We start from the raw sequence: 13,933 nt of genomic DNA, 5'->3' as shown, positions 1-13,933 counted from the left end.
CCGCAACGGTCTTGCACCCGGCGAGCAATCGTCTAGCCTGCGCCGCGACATCCCAAGGAGAGCCCCATGAATTTCGACGAGATCATCGACCGCCGTGGCACAGGAAGTACCAAGTGGGACAGGATGGAGGCCTATGGCGGTGTCTCGCCCGCTGACGGAATTCCGATGTGGGTCGCCGACATGGACTTCCGGGCGGCTGATGTCCTGCAGGACGCGATGCAGAGCCTCATGGACCGCGCCAATTACGGCTATTTCCCCGGCGACGGTGAAATGAACGAAGCGGTTGCGTGGTGGATGAAAGAGCGCCACGGGTGGGACGTGGACCCAAGCCACATGTCAAGCACCGCCGGGCTGGGCCATGCCATAGCCCTGATCCTAGAAACCTACACCGATCCCGGCGACGAGGTGATCATCTTCACCCCGGTTTACCATGAGTTCACAAACAAGATCGAACTGACCAAGCGCGTCGTTCACGAGGCCCCGCTGGTTATCGAGGATGGCATCTACCACATGGATCTGGACGCGCTCGAGGCCGGGCTCAGCGGCAAGGAGCGAATGATGCTCATCTCCTCGCCGCACAATCCGGCAGGGCGCATCTGGACGCGAGGGGAATTGCGCCAATTGTCCGAGTTTTGCACGCGTCACGATCTCATCATGGTTGCGGACGAAATCCATCACGACCTCGTTTTTCCCGGCCAGACATTTACGCATTTCCTCAATGCCGCCCCTGAGGCTGCGGATCGCACGTTTGTTCTCACCGCCGCGTCGAAAACATTCAACACCGCTGGCGCGCGCGTCGGGACGGTGACGATCCCCAATCCCGATCTGCGCAAGCGTTTCCGGCAGGCGCTGCTCGAACATCAGACCCAGCCCAATCTCTTGGGGGTCGAGTTGACGCGGGCCGCCTACTCGCCGGGTGGTGCTGCCTGGGTTGATGAACTGGTCGCCTATCTCGACGGCAATCACCGGCTTTTCCTCGATGGGATCGGTCAGATCCCTGCGCTGAAGGCCATGCCCATGCAATCGACATATCTCGCCTGGGTGAACTTTGCCGATACCGGCATGGATATGAAGGAGGTTCTTCGAAGGGTGCATGAGGATGCGCGTCTTGTTCCGTCAGTGGGCGCTGATTTCGGCACCGGAGGCGAAACCTTCCTGCGGTTCAACATCGCCACGCCGCGCGCGCGGGTGGCCGAGGCGGTGGAGCGGCTTCAGGCGGCTTTCGCCGATCTGCAATAGCGCGCCGCGACCAGACATGCCCGCACAGAAAAACGGCCCCGTCACATCGACGGGGCCGTTTTCATTCTGTCACAGCGTCTGACGCTTACTTGTCGTTGTCGCCCTTGAGCGCCGCGCCAAGGATATCGCCAAGCGATGCGCCGGAGTCGGACGAGCCATACTGCTGAACCGCCTCTTTCTCTTCGGCGATTTCGCGGGCCTTGATCGAGAGGCCCAGACGGCGGGTCTTGCTGTCCACGTTCGTGACGCGCACATCGACCTTGTCGCCGACCGAGAACCGCTCGGGGCGCTGCTCGGCGCGATCACGGCTGAGGTCGGAGCGGCGGATGAAGGATTTCATGCCCTCGTATTCCACCTCGACGCCGCCATCCTCGATCGCCGTCACTTCGACGGTGATGATCGAGCCGCGCTTCACGCCACCCACGGCATCGGCGAACTTGTCACCGCCGAGCGCCTTGATCGAGAGCGAGATACGCTCTTTCTCGATATCGACCTCGGAGACGACCGCCTGAACGATGTCGCCTTTCTTGTAGCTCTGGATCGCTTCCTCGCCACGCTCGTCCCAGCTCAGGTCGCTGAGATGGACCATGCCGTCGATTTCGCCTTCGAGACCGATGAACAGACCGAATTCGGTGATGTTCTTGACCTCGCCTTCGACTTCGGTGCCGGCGGGGTGGGTCTCGGCAAAGACTTCCCACGGGTTGCGCATGGTCTGCTTGAGGCCAAGGCTGACACGACGCTTGGCGCTGTCGATTTCCAGAACCATGACTTCGACCTCTTGCGAGGTGGAGACGATCTTGCCGGGATGCACGTTCTTCTTGGTCCAGGACATTTCCGAGACGTGAACGAGACCTTCGACACCGGGCTCCAGCTCAACGAAGGCACCGTAATCGGTGATGTTCGTCACGCGGCCGGTATGCACCGATTCGAGCGGATACTTGGCGGCGACCAGATCCCACGGATCTTCCTGCAGCTGCTTCATGCCGAGGCTGATGCGGTGCGTGTCCTTGTTGATCTTGATGACCTGAACCTTGACGGTCTCGCCGATCGTGAGGATTTCCGAGGGGTGATTGACGCGGCGCCAGGCCATGTCGGTGACGTGCAGAAGGCCGTCGACACCGCCGAGGTCCACGAAGGCCCCGTATTCGGTGATGTTCTTGACCACACCGTCGACCGTCTGGCCCTCGGTGAGGTTGGCGATGACCTCGGCGCGCTGTTCGGCGCGGCTTTCTTCCAGAATGGCGCGGCGCGACACGACGATATTGCCGCGGCGGCGATCCATCTTGAGGATCTGGAAGGGCTGCTTGAGACCCATGAGCGGGCCTGCGTCACGCACCGGTCGCACATCGACCTGAGAGCCGGGCAGGAAGGCCACGGCGCCGCCGAGATCGACGGTAAAGCCACCCTTGACGCGGCCAAAGATCGCGCCTTCGACGCGCTCTTCGTCGGCATAGGCCTTTTCGAGACGGTCCCATGCCTCTTCGCGGCGGGCCATCTCGCGGCTGACCACGGCTTCGCCGCGGGAGTTCTCTGCGGAGCGCAGGAAGACCTCGACCTCGTCGCCGACGGAAATGTCGGGCTGCTCGCCGGGATTCGCGAATTCTTTCAGATCAACGCGGCCTTCCATCTTGTAGCCGACGTCGATGATGGCTTGTCCCGCCTCGATGGCGATGACCTTGCCTTTGACAACCGTGCCCTCATCGGGCGTGTCCATTTCGAAGCTTTCTTCAAGGAGGGCTTCGAAGTCCTCCATAGATACGTTCTGAGCCATGTGGTCTCTGGTTTCCTTTGATCGGTTTTCTGGCCGCGCGGTTGTCTCCGCCGGTCTTGGGGTTTCATTGGTCAGGCGGGTCACAAAACAAAGAGGGCCGGTGGTGCCGACCCTGCTCGATCTCAATGCTTCGTGGCGGTTTCCGCCTTGTTGACGCGCCGCGTATAGCGGGGGCGGGGGCGTAAATCAAGCGTCTAAAGCGCCCCAAGGCGGGCTTTTGCCCGGTCCACCTCGGCCACCGCCGCCGCGACGGCCTGATCTATGGTCATCTCGGAGGTGTCGAGCCTGAGCGCGTCCTCGGCGGGTTTCAGCGGGGCCGCTGCGCGGGCGCTGTCGCGGGCGTCGCGCTGGCGCAGGTCGTCCATGACCTCGTCGAGCGTGGCCGTGTGGCCGCCGTCGCTCAGTTCCTTATGCCGCCGCCTGGCGCGTTCTTCGTCCGAGGCGGTGACGAACAGCTTCACCTCGGCCTCGGGGCAGATCACCGTGCCGATATCGCGGCCATCGAGCACCGCACCGCCCGCGCGCCGGGCGAAGGCGCGCTGAAAATCGAGGAGCGCCTGCCGCACCTCGGGGATTGCGGCGACGCGGCTGGCGGCCTGGCTGACATCGGGTGTGCGCAGGTCGTCCGCCTCCAGATCCTCGGCGCGCAGGCTCTGGGCCGCCTCGACCGGATCGAGCCCGGTCAGCACACGCCGCCCGGTGGCCCGGTAGAGCAGCCCGGTATCGAGATGCGCAAAGCCGAAATGGCGGCTGAGCGCCCGCCCGATGGTGCCCTTGCCCGCCGCTGCCGGTCCGTCGATTGCTATGGTGAACGCCATGCCTGTCCTCGTCTTGCCTGGACCATCTTGCTAGCCGATCCGGCCCTGCGCCTCAAGCATCGCTTGACGCAGCGGCCCGGGCGCGGCATCACCCGGATATGCTGATTTACAAGATATTCCGTGGCCCCGAATGGGCCGATCTTCGCGCCAAGGGTGAAAGCGCCGGTGCGCCGGTCGATCTCGCCGATGGGTATGTGCATTTCTCGACCGCCGATCAGGCACCCGAGACCGCTGCCAAACATTTCGCGGGCGAGGGCGATCTGATGCTCCTGGCCATCGAGACCGACCGTCTGGGCGAGGCCCTCAGATGGGAGCCGTCGCGCGGTGGCGCGCTCTTTCCGCATCTCTACCGCGAATTGCGGCTGTCTGATGTGGCCTGGGCGCAGCCCTTGCCGTTGGTGGATGGCGTGCATCAGTTCCCGGCGGGTCTGGAATGACCATGCTGGAGCGGCTGGGCCTTGGCCTGCTGCACCGGTTTGATCCGGAAGCCGCGCATGGTCTGGCGCTGCGGGCGCTGCGTATGGGGCTGACGCCCAGCGCCGGGCCGGTCACGAGCGCGCGGCTCAGGACTGATCTGGCGGGGCTGCGGCTGCCGAATCCGGTGGGTCTTGCCGCCGGGTTCGACAAAAATGCCGAGGCGCTGGGGCCGCTGAGCCGCGCCGGGTTCGGCTTTGTCGAGGTGGGGGCGATCACGCCGCGCCCGCAGCCCGGCAACCCGCGCCCGCGTCTGTTTCGACTGACCGAGGATCGCGGGGTCATCAACCGCTTCGGCTTCAACAATGAGGGCATGGAGGCCGCCGCCGCGCGGCTGGCCAATCGCCCGCGCGACGCGGTGATCGGCCTCAATCTGGGGGCCAACAAGGACAGCGACGACCGGGCCGAGGATTTCGCCCGGGTGCTGGCGCATTGCGGCGCGCATCTCGATTTCGCGACGGTCAATGTCAGCAGCCCCAACACCGAAAAGCTGCGCGAGTTGCAAGGGGCAGAGGCGCTGATGGGTCTGTTGAAAGGGGTGATGGAGGCGCGTGACTGGCTGCCGCGCCCGATTCCGGTTTTCCTCAAGATCGCGCCGGATCTCAGTGACACCGAGTTGTCGGAAATCGCCGATGTGGCGCGTGCGAGCGGGATCAGCGGCATCATCGCCACCAACACCACGCTGGATCGCGACGGGCTGCGCAGTGACGCGCGCGATCAGGCGGGGGGGCTGTCGGGCCGGCCGCTCTTCGAGAAATCGACGCGGGTGCTGGCACGGCTGTCGCAGCTGACCGGCGGTGAGATGCCGCTGATCGGCGTGGGCGGCGTGGGCTCTGCCGAGGATGCCTATGCCAAGATCTGCGCGGGGGCGCATGCCGTGCAGCTATATTCGGCGCTGGTTTATGAGGGGCTGTCGCTTGTCTCGAACATCGCCAAGGGCCTCGATGCGGCTCTGGAGCGTGACGGCTTCGCCAGCGTGGCCGAGGCCGTGGGCACCAAGCGGGAGGACTGGCTGTGATCACCTATTGGCACAATCCGCGCTGTTCCAAATCGCGCGCGGGACTTGCGCTATTGGAAGAGCGCGGGGCCGAGGTGAGCGTGCGCCGCTATCTTGAGGATGCACCAACCGAGGCCGAATTGCGCGCCGTGCTGGCGCAGCTGAACGTGGCACCCATCAAGATGATGCGGCCCGGAGAGGCGCGCTTCAAGGCGCTTGGCCTGTCCCGTGACAGTGACCCGGAGACGCTGATCGCGGCGATGGCCGAAAACCCGATCCTGATCGAGCGGCCCATCGGTGTGACCGAAGGCAGTGCCGCGATCGGACGCCCGCCCGAGAACCTGCTGTCGCTGCTCTGAGCGCGAAAACGCAAACGGGCGCGCCCGAAGACGCGCCCGATATCTGAGCCTGACCCGTGATCAGCCCTTTTTCAGAACCCTTGCCCCGAGTGTCTCGGCGATCTGCACGGCGTTGAGGGCCGCGCCCTTGCGCAGGTTGTCGCTGACGCACCACAGGTTGATACCGTTGTCGATGGTCGGGTCCTGCCGGATGCGGCTGATGAAGGTGGCGAAATCGCCGACGCATTCGATGGGCGTGACGTAGCCGCCATCCTCGCGCTTGTCGATCACCATGATGCCGGGGGCCTCGCGCAGGATGTCGCGCGCCTCGGCCTCGTCGAGATGATCCTCGAACTCGATATTGATCGCCTCGGCATGGCCGACGAAGACCGGCACGCGCACGCAGGTCGCGGTGACCTTGATTTTCGGATCGACGATCTTCTTGGTTTCGGCGACCATCTTCCATTCTTCCTTGGTCTGGCCGTCCTCGAGGAACACGTCGATATGCGGGATCACGTTGAAGGCGATCTGCTTGGGGTAGACCTTGGCCTGATAGTCGTCGGTCGGGTTGTAGACCGCCTTGGTCTGGTCCCACAGCTCGTCGATGCCGTCCTTGCCCGAGCCCGACACCGACTGGTAGGTCGAGACAACCACGCGCTTGATCCGGGCACGGTCATGCAGGGGCTTCAATGCGACCACCATCTGCGCGGTGGAGCAGTTGGGGTTGGCGATGATGTTCTTCTTGGCATAGCCCTCGACCGCCTGCGGATTCACCTCGGGCACCACGAGCGGCACGTCGGGGTCGTAGCGGTAGAGCGACGAGTTGTCGATCACCACGCAGCCCGCCTTGGCCGCCTTGGGGGCATAGATCTTGGTCGCGTCCGAGCCGATGGCGAAGAGCGCGATATCCCAGCCGGTGAAATCGAACGTGTCGAGATCGAGGGTCTTGAGCGTGCGGTCGCCAAAGCTGACTTCGGTGCCGAGCGAGCGGCGCGACGCGAGTGCGGCGATCTCGTCCACCGGGAACTCGCGTTCGGCGAGGATGTTCAGCATTTCGCGGCCCACATTGCCCGTGGCGCCAACGACGGCGATTCTGTAACCCATGTGTATCATGCCTCCTGATCGGGGTTGCGGTGCGGGTCATACAGGGATTGGTGGGGATGTGAAAGGGGCCGGTTGTCAGCCCATGTTGTCGCGGCTGAAGAGGTAGATCACCAGCCCGGCCAGCAGTGCAACGCCGAACAGCCCGAAGATCGCCACATATCCTGCAAGCGGGCCCGTGGCGGCCGCCGCTGCGTGCAGCGGACCGGAGGCGAATTGCGCGACGCCGACCCCGCCGATGCCAAAGAGATTGAGCAGCGTCACCCCGCGCCCGGCCAGATGCGGCGGGAAAAAGCTGCGGCCATGCGCGATGATCACCGGAAAGGACGCGCCGGAAAAGCCGATGATGGCCAGCAGGGCGATGGAGAGTGCAAGGCTCGTATCCGGCCAGAGCATCAGCGCGCATGTGGCCAGCGCGCAGATCAGGTTGCCGGTGAAGATCACCCATTTTCGGGTCTGGAACAGCCGGTCGAGCGGGCCATAGCTGAGCGTGCCCGCGATCATCGCCAGCCCCATGACCAGCGTCGCCTGTCCGACCTGCCCGGTATCGAGCATGAAGACGTCTGTGAGATACGGCCCGGCCCAGAGCCCGCGCAGCGCCGCCGCAGGCGCATAGGCCACGAACATCAGCGGCAGGATCGCCCAGATGGCGGGCATTTTCAGCAGGTCGAGCACCGAGCCGCGCGTTTCGCCGGTGACGGCTTCGGGATCGCGCACGAGGGTCTGAATCCCAAGCGCGATGACCGCCGATATGCCCGCCAGCCCCCAGAGCGCGGCGCGCCAGCCCATCGTCTCTGCCGCCCAGGCCATCGGGTAGGAGGCCACCAGGTTGCCCACCGATCCCACCCCCAGCATCAAGGCTGCGAGGGTGGCAAAGCGCGCGGGCGGGAACTGTCGCGCGAAGATGTAATAGGAGGCCATCAGCACCGGCGAGCAGCCCACGCCGATGAGCGCCATCGCAAGGCTGACATGCAGCGGCGTCGTGGCGAGCGCAAAGAGAGCCGCCCCGCCGCCCCCGCCGATCAGCAGCAGCATCGCCGCCGTGCGGCGCGGGCCGACCCGGTCAAGCGCCCATCCCACCGGCAATTGCATCGCAGCGAAGATCACGAACCACAGCCCCGAGGCAAAGGCGAGATCGTCCGGCGTGGTGCCGATATCGCGCGCCAATGGCCCGCTGAGCACCGCAAGGAAGGCGCGAAAGAACTGGCTCAGCACATAGGCGAGGCAGAGCAGGGCAAGGCCGGCACGCATGGATGAGGGTCCTTATCGGGGGCTGCGCTCAGGCGCCGCCACGCTTGATCAGCACATCGACATGCGCCGCCGTGCTCTCGGCCAGCGCATAGAGGTTATAGCCGCCCTCCAGACAGCTGACCAGGCGGCCACCGCAGAGATCATCCGCCAGATCGCAGAGCCGGTCGGTGATCCAGGTGAAATCGTCCGTCTCCAGCGTCAGTTCCGCCAGCGGGTCATCGCGATGCGCGTCGAACCCGGCGGAGACGAGGATCAGATCGGGCTTGAAGGCGCGCAGGCGGGGAAAGACCGTGTCCTCATAGGCGCGGCGGAACGCAGTGCTGCCCGAGCGCGGCGCGAGCGGCACGTTGAGGATGGTGTCATGCGGCCCGGTCTCATCCGGGGCGCCGGTGCCGGGCCAGAGCGGATATTGATGCGACGAGACGAAGAGCGCGCGCGGCTCGTCCTCCAGCAGGTCCTGCGTGCCGTTGCCGTGATGCACATCGAAATCCACCACCGCGACACGGCCCAGCCCTTGATGATCGAGCGCGTATTTCGCCGCCGCCGCGACATTGCCGAAGAGGCAAAAGCCCATCGGGGTTTCACGCTCGGCATGGTGCCCCGGCGGACGGGTGGCGACAAAGGCGTTATGCGCCTCGCCCGACAGCACCAGATCGACGCCGCGGATCGCGCCACCGGCGCCGCGATGCGCCGCCGCGAGGCTGCCCGGCGACATCCATGTGTCGGCATCCAATTGCACGAGTCCTTCGGCAGGGGCTGCGGCGCGGATCGTCTCGACGTAACTTTTTGGATGGACCCGCAGCAGATCGTCCTCGGCCACCAGCGGGGCGGTGACGCGCAGCAGGTCCTTTTCCACCAGCGCCGCCAGAACCCGCTCCAGCCGGGCCACCTGTTCGGGATGGCCCTCGGGCGGTTCATGCCCCAGGCAATCGGGATGGGTGATCAGGGCAGTGGTCATGGCGCTCCTCCGTCTTTGATCGGGTGAACAGAACCGGATTTTCCCGCCTTGTCCAGTGCAGCCTTGTGGGCGCGCGGGGGGCATGCCACTCTGGCTGGTATGGAAGGTGATGCCGTCACGTTGACACAGGATATCGCGCTCGGGCTTTGGGCGCAGTTGGAACTGTTCCTGCGCAGCCTGCTGCGCCCGTGGAATGCCTATCAGATCGCGATTGCAGTCGGCCTCTTCGGGCTGGCGCATGTCCTCAATGCCCTGCTTGGCCCGATCTGCCGCGAGTGGATGCGGCAGCGCGAGGGCTGGCCGAAATGGCGCATGCGCCTGCTGGTCATGCTGCACCGGCGCTTGCGGCTGATCTTTTTCGTGATGCTGATCTGGCCCCTGGTCTGGCTGATGCAGACCTATACCTGGCCCAGCCGGTCCTACCTGCTGACGATCTTTGCCGAACTTGCCCTTGCATGGCTGATGATCGCCGTCGTGACACGGCTGATCGGCAACAGTGTCCTGCGGGCGCTGGTGCGCTATGCGGCCTGGGCATGGGTCACGCTCAGCATCCTGGACCTGACCGAAGAGGCGCAAACCCTGCTCGATGGCTGGGCCTTCGAGTTCGGTGAGACGCGGCTGTCGCTCTGGCTGATCGTGCAGGCGGTGATCGTGATCGGCGTGCTCTTTGCCATGGCGCGCTTCATCTCGACAACGAGCGCGGCGCAGGTGCGCAAGAACGCCGATATTTCGCCCTCGATGCAGGTGCTGGTGGTCAAGTTCCTGCAGGTGCTGCTCTACGGGTCCGCCTTCTTCATCGGACTGCGCACCGTCGGTGTCGATCTGACGGGCCTTGCGGTCCTGTCGGGGGCGATCGGCGTGGGGCTTGGCTTCGGCCTGCAAAAGGTGGTGTCGAACCTTGTGTCGGGCGTGATCATCCTGCTCGACAAGTCGATCAAGCCCGGCGACGTGATCAGCCTTGGCGAGACCTTTGGCTGGATCAACAGTCTGGGGGCGCGCTATGTCTCGATCACCACGCGCGACGGGCGCGAATATCTTATCCCGAATGAGGATCTGATCACCGGGCAGGTGGTCAACTGGTCGCATTCCAACGATTTCGTGCGGCTCGACATCTATTTCGGCACCGCCTATGGCGACGATCCGCACAAGGTGCGCAAGATCGCCATCGAAGCCGCCAAGAGCGTCGACCGTGTGCTGAGCGTCAAGCCGCCGGTCTGCCATATCGTCGGCTTTGGCGACAGCAGCGTGGACTATATCCTGCGGTTCTGGATTCGCGATCCCACCGGCGGTCTCACCAACATTCGCGGCAATGTCTATCTGGCGCTCTGGGACGCGTTCCAGGCCAATGACATTTCCATACCGTTCCCGCAGCGCGAGGTGCGAATGTTGGGCGATCAGGCACAACCTGGGTAAATTCGGCGCATATTCGCGTGTAATCGGCCCTGCCTGCGTTGCGCTTCATTGAAAAGTCGTGTTTGTCTTGCTACCTTCAATACATGCCCGGCACCGGGGCTTTGCGGTGCGCCAGAGAGGAGGACTATGTCCTGTCTTTTACAATGCATGCGGCAGGCGCCGCTGAGCAGGGGGCGTATCCGATGACGCCCGTAATGACCGCAGATAGCGAAGCGCAGCTTGCGGCGATCCTTCAATCCCTTTCCGACGACAAGGCCGAGGATGTCGTGCAGATCGACCTGCGCGGCAAGACCGCCATGGGTGATTACATGGTGATCTGTTCGGGCCGGTCGTCGCGGCAGGTCTCGGCGATTGCCGAGAAGCTGGTGGATCGGCTCAAGCAGGAGCACGGCGTTCCGGCCGGCACCGAGGGCAAGGATACCGGCGACTGGGTGCTGATCGACACGGGCGACGTGATCGTCCATGTGTTCCGCCCCGAAGTGCGCGAGTTCTACCAGCTTGAGAAGATGTGGATGCCCACCGGGCAGACGGCAGCGACCCAGGCCTGAATGCGGGTGCATATCTGCGCGGTGGGCCGGTTGCGGACCGGCCCGGAACGCGCATTGATCGACGATTACGTCACCCGGTTCGACCGAACGGGGCGGGCGCTGGGCCTTGGCCCGCTCGTCCTGCATGAGGTCGAGGACAAGAAAGGCGGCGGCATGGAGGCCGAGGCCGCCCTGCTGGAGCGCGCGATCCCCAAGGGCGCGGTGATCGTGGCGCTGGATGAGCGCGGCACGGTCCTGTCCTCGCCCGAGTTTTCCGACCGTATCGCCGGATGGCGCGATGCCGGGCGCGGCGACGTGGCGTGTGTCATCGGCGGGGCGGACGGGATTGCGCCGGTGCTGCGTGCGCAAGCCGATGTCGCGCTGTCATTCGGCAAGATGGTCTGGCCACACATGCTCGTCCGGGTGATGCTGAGCGAACAGCTTTACCGCGCCGCCTCGATCCTCGCGGGCAGTCCCTATCACCGGGTGTGATCAACGTGCGTGAGCGCGCAAAATGAAACCGCCGCCCGGGGCATTCCCGAACGGCGGTTGTTTTTCTTGTCCCTCGATGTGCGACCGGCTCAGGAGGCCAGGGCACCCTTGGCTTGATCCACGATCGCGCCGAAGGCGGCGGGCTCGTGAACGGCCAGATCGGCCAGAACCTTGCGGTCCACCTCGACCCCGGCCAGGGTCAGGCCGTTGATGAAGCGCGAATAGGTCAGTGCCTCATCATGCGCGCGCACGGCGGCGTTGATCCGCTGAATCCACAGCGCGCGGAAATTGCGCTTGCGGTTCTTGCGGTCGCGCGTGGCGTATTGGTTTGCCTTGTCGACGGCCTGTGCGGCCACCTTGAAGGTGTTCTTGCGGCGGCCATAGTAACCTTTGGCGGCCTTGACGACTTTCTTGTGACGGGCGTGGGTAACAACCCCACCTTTGACGCGTGACATCTCTCAAATCCTCCTGGGGCTTAGCGTGCGTAGGGCATCATCGGCTTGATGATACCTTCGTCGGCTTTGCTGAGCGTGGTGGTGCCACGCGCGTTACGGATGAACTTGTTGCTGCGCTTGATCATGCCATGGCTCTTGCCCGCCTGGGCGGCCACAACACGGCCACTCGCCGTCACTTTGAACCGCTTCTTGCAGCTCGACTTTGTCTTCATCTTGGGCATTTCCGGCTCCTTTTCTAGGTCGGTAGGGCCGCACGACTCGGCATGCCACGTCTGGCCGGTCCTGCGGATAGAGCGCGCCGTATACGCGGACACCCTGATTTGTGCAAGGGGCTGACTGCGAAATTCCCGCGCCGTCAGATATAGCGCGCGATCACCTCGATCAGCAGCTTGGGCAACTCCGAAAAGCTGTAGCCGCCGGGCTTGTTGCTGAGCGCCCAGAGGATCAGCCCTCCGGCCCCGAGAATGGTGAACATCGCGACCCGCGGCGCGCGCCTGTCAGACACCGCCGAGAGCACCGCAGGAAGAGAGAACACTGCCAGAACCATACCGATAGCCATCGCAAGATCGGGATCCATTACGCACCTCTGAGAAATCGCTTACGTCAATTGCGCGAGCTTACCCCGGATCGGTGGCGTAAATCAAACTTTCCTGACAGGGGGCCACGCGCAGGATGTTGGTGGTGCCCGGCACGTTGAACGGCACGCCAGCCGTGACGACGATCTGATCGGTCTCCTCGGCATAGCCCTCGGCGCGCGCGGCGCGGGCCGCATTGATCACCGCCATCTTGAATCGCGTCAGTTCGCCGGTCATGACCGGATGCACGCCCCATGTCAGCGCAAGACGCCGGGCGGTGCCGCGCAGGCTTGTGAGGCCGATGATCGGCACCTTGGGGCGTTCGCGCGCCGTCAGCAGGGCCGTGGTCCCGGATTCGGTGTAGCAGCAGATCACCTTGATGTCGGTCGTCTCGGCGATCTCGCGGGCAGCGGCGACGATGCCGTCCGCCACGGTCTGCCGGTCGGCGCGGCGGCTGGCCTCGATCACCTCGCGATAGGTCGGGTCGTTTTCGACCTCGCGGGCGACGTTGTCCATGGTCTGCACCGCCTCGACCGGGTAGTCGCCGGCCGCCGATTCCGCCGAGAGCATGATCGCGTCCGATCCTTCGTAGATCGCGGTCGCCACGTCCGACACCTCGGCGCGGGTCGGCATCGGGCTTTCGATCATCGATTCGAGCATCTGCGTCGCCACGATCACCGGCTTGGCCATGGCGCGGCACTTGCGCACCAGCCGTTTCTGGATCGGCGGCACGTTCTGCACCGGCAGTTCCACACCCAGATCGCCACGCGCCACCATGATCCCGTCGCTGACCGCAAGGATGTCGTCAAAGCATTTCACCGCTGCCGGTTTCTCGATCTTCGACAGGATCGCGGCGCGCCCCTTGGTCAGGGTGCGGGCCTCGTTCACGTCCTCGGGGCGCTGCACGAAGCTGAGCGCCAGCCAGTCCACGCCCAGTTCGCAGACGAACTCCAGATCGGCGCGGTCCTTGTCGGACAGCGCCGCGAGCGGCAGCACCACGTCGGGCACGTTCACGCCCTTGCGGTTCGAAATCGTGCCGCCGATCACGACCTCGCACTCGGCGAAATCCGCGCCGCAGGCGGTGACGCGCAGCCGGATCTTGCCGTCGTTGACCAGAAGGTCGGCCCCCGGCTCCAGCGCCGCGAAAATCTCGGGGTGGGGCAGGCAGACGCGGCTTGTGTCCCCCTCGGCCTCGTCAAGATCGAGCCGGAACGCCGCGCCCTCGACCAGCTCTTCCTCGCCGCGCGCAAACGTGCCGACGCGCAGTTTCGGCCCCTGAAGATCGGCCAGAATGGCGATCGGGCTGTTCAGGTCCTCTTCGATCTGGCGAATGATGCGATGGCGCTCGGCGATCTCGCCATGTTCGCCATGGCTCATGTTGAGGCGAAAGACATCCGCTCCGGCCTCGTGCAGGGCGCGGATCGTGTCGTAATCCGAAGAGGCGGGGCCAAGCGTGGCCACGATCTTGACATTGCGGTGGCGTCTCATCTGTGTTCCTTCGTCTCTCGTCGTTCAGGTGCTGAT

The 13,933-nt window shown here is 64.6% G+C and carries 16 protein-coding genes; 7 read left to right on the top strand and 9 right to left on the bottom strand.

Annotated features, from left to right (window positions below; all coding sequences use genetic code 11):
* Positions 1-66 precede the first annotated feature (66 nt).
* Positions 67-1,239, top strand: coding sequence for a MalY/PatB family protein (locus tag PVU19_RS18665; RefSeq protein ID WP_050661647.1), 1,173 nt, complete (start codon positions 67-69; stop codon positions 1,237-1,239).
* Between the two features lie 85 nt (positions 1,240-1,324).
* Here PVU19_RS18665 and rpsA read toward each other — a convergent pair whose 3' ends face one another.
* Both rpsA and cmk read right to left on the bottom strand, forming a co-directional pair.
* Positions 1,325-2,992, bottom strand: a complete 1,668-nt coding sequence (gene rpsA / locus PVU19_RS18660) for a 30S ribosomal protein S1 (protein WP_050661648.1) — start codon at positions 2,990-2,992, stop codon at positions 1,325-1,327.
* A gap of 212 nt (positions 2,993-3,204) precedes the next feature.
* Positions 3,205-3,828 carry a (d)CMP kinase gene (gene cmk / locus PVU19_RS18655; RefSeq protein WP_050661649.1) on the bottom strand — a complete coding sequence of 208 codons (624 nt, stop codon included), beginning with the start codon at positions 3,826-3,828 and terminating at the stop codon, positions 3,205-3,207.
* A 98-nt stretch (positions 3,829-3,926) separates the two neighbouring features.
* Here cmk and PVU19_RS18650 point away from each other — a divergent pair, with 98 nt between their 5' ends.
* The 3 genes from PVU19_RS18650 to arsC are packed head-to-tail and all read left to right on the top strand — an operon-like array spanning position 3,927 to position 5,658.
* Complete coding sequence (locus tag PVU19_RS18650) at positions 3,927-4,265, top strand: DUF952 domain-containing protein (protein WP_050661650.1); 339 nt, start codon at positions 3,927-3,929, stop codon at positions 4,263-4,265.
* A complete protein-coding gene (locus PVU19_RS18645) occupies positions 4,262-5,320 on the top strand; it encodes a quinone-dependent dihydroorotate dehydrogenase (RefSeq protein ID WP_050661651.1) in 1,059 nt (352 codons plus the stop codon). Before PVU19_RS18650 ends, PVU19_RS18645 begins: the two co-directional genes overlap by 4 nt.
* On the top strand, positions 5,317-5,658 hold the full coding sequence (gene arsC / locus PVU19_RS18640; protein WP_050661652.1) for an arsenate reductase (glutaredoxin): 342 nt from the start codon (positions 5,317-5,319) through the stop codon (positions 5,656-5,658). The genes PVU19_RS18645 and arsC overlap by 4 nt, the downstream gene beginning before the upstream one ends.
* 60 nt (positions 5,659-5,718) lie before the next feature.
* On the opposite strand, the gene PVU19_RS18635 is transcribed toward arsC, so the two are convergent.
* The 3 genes from PVU19_RS18635 to PVU19_RS18625 all read right to left on the bottom strand — a co-directional run bounded on the left by PVU19_RS18635 (position 5,719) and on the right by PVU19_RS18625 (position 8,947).
* Positions 5,719-6,741 (bottom strand): aspartate-semialdehyde dehydrogenase, encoded by a 1,023-nt coding sequence (locus PVU19_RS18635; RefSeq protein ID WP_050661653.1) that lies wholly within the window; start codon positions 6,739-6,741, stop codon positions 5,719-5,721.
* 75 nt (positions 6,742-6,816) lie between these two features.
* The gene (locus tag PVU19_RS18630; RefSeq protein ID WP_050661654.1) at positions 6,817-7,989 is read right to left on the bottom strand and encodes an MFS transporter; all 1,173 of its coding nucleotides are present in this window, start codon (positions 7,987-7,989) and stop codon (positions 6,817-6,819) included.
* Positions 7,990-8,017: 28 nt separating this feature from the next.
* A complete protein-coding gene (locus PVU19_RS18625) occupies positions 8,018-8,947 on the bottom strand; it encodes a histone deacetylase family protein (protein ID WP_050661655.1) in 930 nt (309 codons plus the stop codon).
* Positions 8,948-9,046: 99 nt separating this feature from the next.
* On the opposite strand from PVU19_RS18625, the gene PVU19_RS18620 reads away from it, so the two are divergent.
* The 3 genes from PVU19_RS18620 to rlmH all read left to right on the top strand — a co-directional run bounded on the left by PVU19_RS18620 (position 9,047) and on the right by rlmH (position 11,379).
* Positions 9,047-10,360: a mechanosensitive ion channel family protein gene (locus tag PVU19_RS18620; protein WP_050661656.1), complete on the top strand. Its 1,314-nt coding sequence runs from the start codon at positions 9,047-9,049 to the stop codon at positions 10,358-10,360.
* A gap of 182 nt (positions 10,361-10,542) precedes the next feature.
* On the top strand, positions 10,543-10,908 hold the full coding sequence (rsfS, locus tag PVU19_RS18615) for a ribosome silencing factor (RefSeq protein ID WP_050661747.1): 366 nt from the start codon (positions 10,543-10,545) through the stop codon (positions 10,906-10,908).
* Positions 10,909-11,379, top strand: coding sequence for a 23S rRNA (pseudouridine(1915)-N(3))-methyltransferase RlmH (rlmH, locus tag PVU19_RS18610; protein WP_050661657.1), 471 nt, complete (start codon positions 10,909-10,911; stop codon positions 11,377-11,379).
* An 89-nt stretch (positions 11,380-11,468) separates the two neighbouring features.
* Here the strand turns inward: rlmH and rplT are convergent, their stop codons facing one another.
* The 4 genes from rplT to pyk form a co-directional block, all read right to left on the bottom strand.
* A complete protein-coding gene (rplT, locus tag PVU19_RS18605; RefSeq protein WP_050661658.1) occupies positions 11,469-11,834 on the bottom strand; it encodes a 50S ribosomal protein L20 in 366 nt (121 codons plus the stop codon).
* A 20-nt stretch (positions 11,835-11,854) separates the two neighbouring features.
* Positions 11,855-12,055 carry a 50S ribosomal protein L35 gene (gene rpmI / locus PVU19_RS18600; RefSeq protein WP_050661659.1) on the bottom strand — a complete coding sequence of 67 codons (201 nt, stop codon included), beginning with the start codon at positions 12,053-12,055 and terminating at the stop codon, positions 11,855-11,857.
* A gap of 134 nt (positions 12,056-12,189) precedes the next feature.
* The gene (locus tag PVU19_RS18595; RefSeq protein ID WP_050661660.1) at positions 12,190-12,411 is read right to left on the bottom strand and encodes a hypothetical protein; all 222 of its coding nucleotides are present in this window, start codon (positions 12,409-12,411) and stop codon (positions 12,190-12,192) included.
* 40 nt (positions 12,412-12,451) lie between these two features.
* Complete coding sequence (gene pyk, locus PVU19_RS18590; protein ID WP_050661661.1) at positions 12,452-13,897, bottom strand: pyruvate kinase; 1,446 nt, start codon at positions 13,895-13,897, stop codon at positions 12,452-12,454.
* Positions 13,898-13,933 lie beyond the last annotated feature (36 nt).

The sequence above is a fragment of the Roseovarius tolerans genome (assembly GCF_028885395.1).
GTDB lineage: Bacteria > Pseudomonadota > Alphaproteobacteria > Rhodobacterales > Rhodobacteraceae > Roseovarius > Roseovarius tolerans.
The sequence above is the reverse complement of the archived record's forward strand: the minus strand, read 5'-3'. Positions and strand labels throughout refer to the sequence as shown.